4 protein-coding genes are annotated in these 2,922 nt (G+C 70.4%); 3 read left to right on the forward strand and 1 reads right to left on the reverse strand.

What is annotated here, in order from left to right; all coding sequences use genetic code 11:
• Nucleotides 1-80: 80 nt before the first annotated feature.
• Nucleotides 81-248: a hydrophobic protein gene (locus ACFWEP_RS33695; RefSeq protein WP_387375964.1), complete on the reverse strand. Its 168-nt coding sequence runs from the start codon at nucleotides 246-248 to the stop codon at nucleotides 81-83.
• A gap of 281 nt (nucleotides 249-529) precedes the next feature.
• On the opposite strand from ACFWEP_RS33695, the gene ACFWEP_RS33700 reads away from it, so the two are divergent.
• The 3 genes from ACFWEP_RS33700 to ACFWEP_RS33710 all read left to right on the forward strand — a co-directional run bounded on the left by ACFWEP_RS33700 (nucleotide 530) and on the right by ACFWEP_RS33710 (nucleotide 2,728).
• Entirely contained in the window at nucleotides 530-955 is a 426-nt protein-coding gene (locus ACFWEP_RS33700) for an ATP-binding protein (protein WP_387375966.1), read from the forward strand.
• A gap of 472 nt (nucleotides 956-1,427) precedes the next feature.
• Nucleotides 1,428-1,859: a DUF6221 family protein gene (locus tag ACFWEP_RS33705; protein ID WP_387375968.1), complete on the forward strand. Its 432-nt coding sequence runs from the start codon at nucleotides 1,428-1,430 to the stop codon at nucleotides 1,857-1,859.
• 167 nt (nucleotides 1,860-2,026) lie between these two features.
• Nucleotides 2,027-2,728: a uridine kinase gene (locus tag ACFWEP_RS33710; RefSeq protein ID WP_387375970.1), complete on the forward strand. Its 702-nt coding sequence runs from the start codon at nucleotides 2,027-2,029 to the stop codon at nucleotides 2,726-2,728.
• The last annotated feature ends 194 nt before the right edge of the window (nucleotides 2,729-2,922 follow it).

Consider the following 2,922-nt stretch of genomic DNA (forward strand, 5'->3'; position numbering starts at 1 on the left):
GACGTCGCGTCACCGGGGCCGCCCGCAGACCGGCAGTCGGGTCAAGAATCCGTCCCGTCACACACGTCGGGCCGAATTCTTCACCAGCGGTACCAGCGTCCCTTCCGGCCGCTGGAGGCCGGGCGCACAACAAAGCCCAGCACCCACACCACCAGTACGATCACAGCGATCCACCACAGTACATTCAGAGCGAATCCGGCACCGAAGAGAATAAGCGCGAGAAGCAGAACAAGAAGAAGCGGGACCATGATTATCAACCTCCGACCACTCATGTGCCCGCACGTGTGGATGACACACCTCCTTCGTTCGGCGAGCTCTCCACGGGGCACCGCCCCGTCCCCCCGGCACTGCCGTGACCAGGTGTGATTCCCTCCGCAGCGATCGAGCACACCGCGCCCCCCGAGAGGCTTCACCCGCCCCGCACATTTCCGCGCACTCTCCGCAATCGATCAACAGTGGTGGTCCATGAACCCTTTCCGTCTGGGTACACGAAGGAGGACCACGGAATTCTCTTGACGGGGTAATTCACATGCACCATCAGGTTCTGACCAATGATTCCTCTTCCAACGGACCGGCTGACGCACGGGTCGAATTCGTCTGCCGTCCGCAGCGCGCCGCCGAAGCCCGGGACGCGATCGCCGCCTTTCTCGAACGGCTCGATCCACCGCCTCGCTCCGACACGGTCCAGAACCTGCTCCTGCTCGTGTCGGAGCTGGTGACCAACGCGATCCGCCATGCCGGGGGCGTGTCCTCGCTCCGGTTCGCCGCAGATCGCCGGGCCCTGCAGATCCGGGTCTCCGACCGCAGCTCCGCCCACCCCCAGGACCGCACACCCGACCTCACGGGCCGTTCCGGCGGCTTCGGCTGGCCCATGATCCGGCGCCTCGCGCACGACGTGCAGGTGCGGAGCCGGGAGGGCGGCGGAAAGGTCGTCGTGGCGACGGTCGGCCGCTGAGACCCGGGTGCCCGGCCCCGGGGCCTGGGCGGCCCCGGAAGTCACGCCCCGGCAGCCCGGCGGGCGAGTGGGCCGGAAGGCGCGTACGCCTCCTCGCCCCATGCCAGTCAGCACCGCGCACCCGCCTGCCGGAACGTCGGCGCTCCGGTACGGCGGCCCGGTGCCGCTCGTCCACGACCGGGCCCGGCGGTCCGGAGAACTGCCGGGCCGCGTGACCGGACCGGACGAGGCACCACGTGCGGCGGCGCGGTGAACCGCTGGAAGAAGCCGACCGGGGGCACCACCCGGTACGGCGGAACGGGCTCGCGCGCATCCCGCAGAGGCCCGAACCGCGCGCACCCCATTTCCCGGTGCTTCTCCACCGTTGCCACCCGAGGTCATACTTCGACCATGAACCACCTGCCGAGCGACGGCATCGGGAAGATCACCCGCCCGTACGTCGCCCACCTCCGTGCCACCGTGGAGCCGAACCGTGCCTGACGCCCTGGTGGCCTTCCTCCGCGCCCGTCTGGCCGAGCGCGAGGCGACGGCGCTCGCGGCGAGCGGCGCAGGCCCGGCCCCGTCGTGGCAGGCTCTGGGCACAGGCGTGTACTCCCTGACGGACTCCCTCGCGGACGACGCCCCGCCCCTCGCCACGACCGGCCCCGAAATCGGCGGGTCCGACGAGGACGCCGCACGCGCCGAGCACATCGCGCTGCACGACCCGGCGCACACACTGCGGGAGGTCGCGGCGGTGCGAGGGCTGCTGGACCGGTGCGAGGGGGCCCATACCGACGGAACTCCCCCGGCCGCGGCGGGACGCTCCTCGACCGGCGGGGAACACGCGGGAACCGACATCGCCGCACGTCACCTCGCACTGCAGTACGCCGACCACCCGGACTACCTCGCCGAGTGGCGTCCGTAGCGCACCCCGGCCCGGGGCCGCAGCACCCGGAATCCATCGGATTCGGCAACTCGACATCTGCGAAACCCTGTTGGTCACCGGTACTCTCCGGAAGCGATCGGCTTCCCCGGTCCTTCCGCGGGTGGCCTTCCGACGTCCGCCGATGCCCACCCCATCGGAGAGCTCCCGTGTCCGAGTCCTTGCGAGGCCTCGCTCCCGAGCGTGCCGCGCGCATCGCCTCCCTGGTCGGGTGGTGCCGACCGCTGTGGGACCGGGGCAGGGGCACGGAGGCCGTCCAGCGGTCGCTGCGGGACCGCGGCGCGAGCGTCATCGACTCCGTCCTCGTCACTCGCGAACTGCTGGGCGCCAGGCCGGATTCACTGGCGGAGGCGAAAGGGATCGTACTGTCCAGCAGCGCCCGGATCGCCGAACTGCGCTACCACCAGAAGTTCATGGGAGGGATCGAGCGGGCTCAGGGCCTCGGTGACGCCATCCTCGGGATGAACCCGCCCCACGACGGAGCCGTCCGGCTCGTCGCCGTCGACGGTGCGGGCGGTTCGGGGAAGACCACCCTGGCCGCCGCGGTGGCCGAGTACGTCGGCGACTGCGCCGTCGTACACGGCGACGACTTCTACCGGCCCATGCCCGACCATGAGCGCGACGGCCTCGACGCCGAACAGGGCTACCACCGCTACGTCGACCGGCAGCGCCTCCGGCTGGAGGTCCTGGAGCCCTTGCGGTCCCGGCAATCCGCCCGCTACCGGGCCTACGACTGGGCCACCGGACAGCTCGGAAGCCTTCAGGAGATCGTTTCGACGAGTGTGGTGATCGTCGAAGGTGTCTACTCGGCCCGCCCTGAGCTCTCCGCCTTCTACGACCTCACCGTCTAGTCGACACTCCGCGCGAGACCTGTCTGCGGCGGGTACGGGAACGCGGGCAGGACCCGGAGGAGTGGATCGAACGTCGACGGGCCGCCGAGGATTTCGACGTCGAGACCACGCACCCGCGAACGAGGGCTGGAATCGTCGTCAGCGGCGACTGAGCGGCAAGGCACCCACGGACGAGGGGAGGCGGCTGCGCGTGG

Source organism: Streptomyces sp. NPDC060198, from assembly GCF_042728415.1.
Classification (GTDB): Bacteria; Actinomycetota; Actinomycetes; order Streptomycetales; family Streptomycetaceae; genus Streptomyces.

Bases quoted from the DNA above. Each gene is read 5' to 3' on its own strand.
- ACFWEP_RS33695 (WP_387375964.1), bottom strand. From the start codon at position 248: ATGGTCCCGCTTCTTCTTGTTCTGCTTCTCGCGCTTATTCTCTTCGGT.
- ACFWEP_RS33700 (WP_387375966.1), top strand. From the start codon at position 530: ATGCACCATCAGGTTCTGACCAATGATTCCTCTTCCAACGGACCGGCT.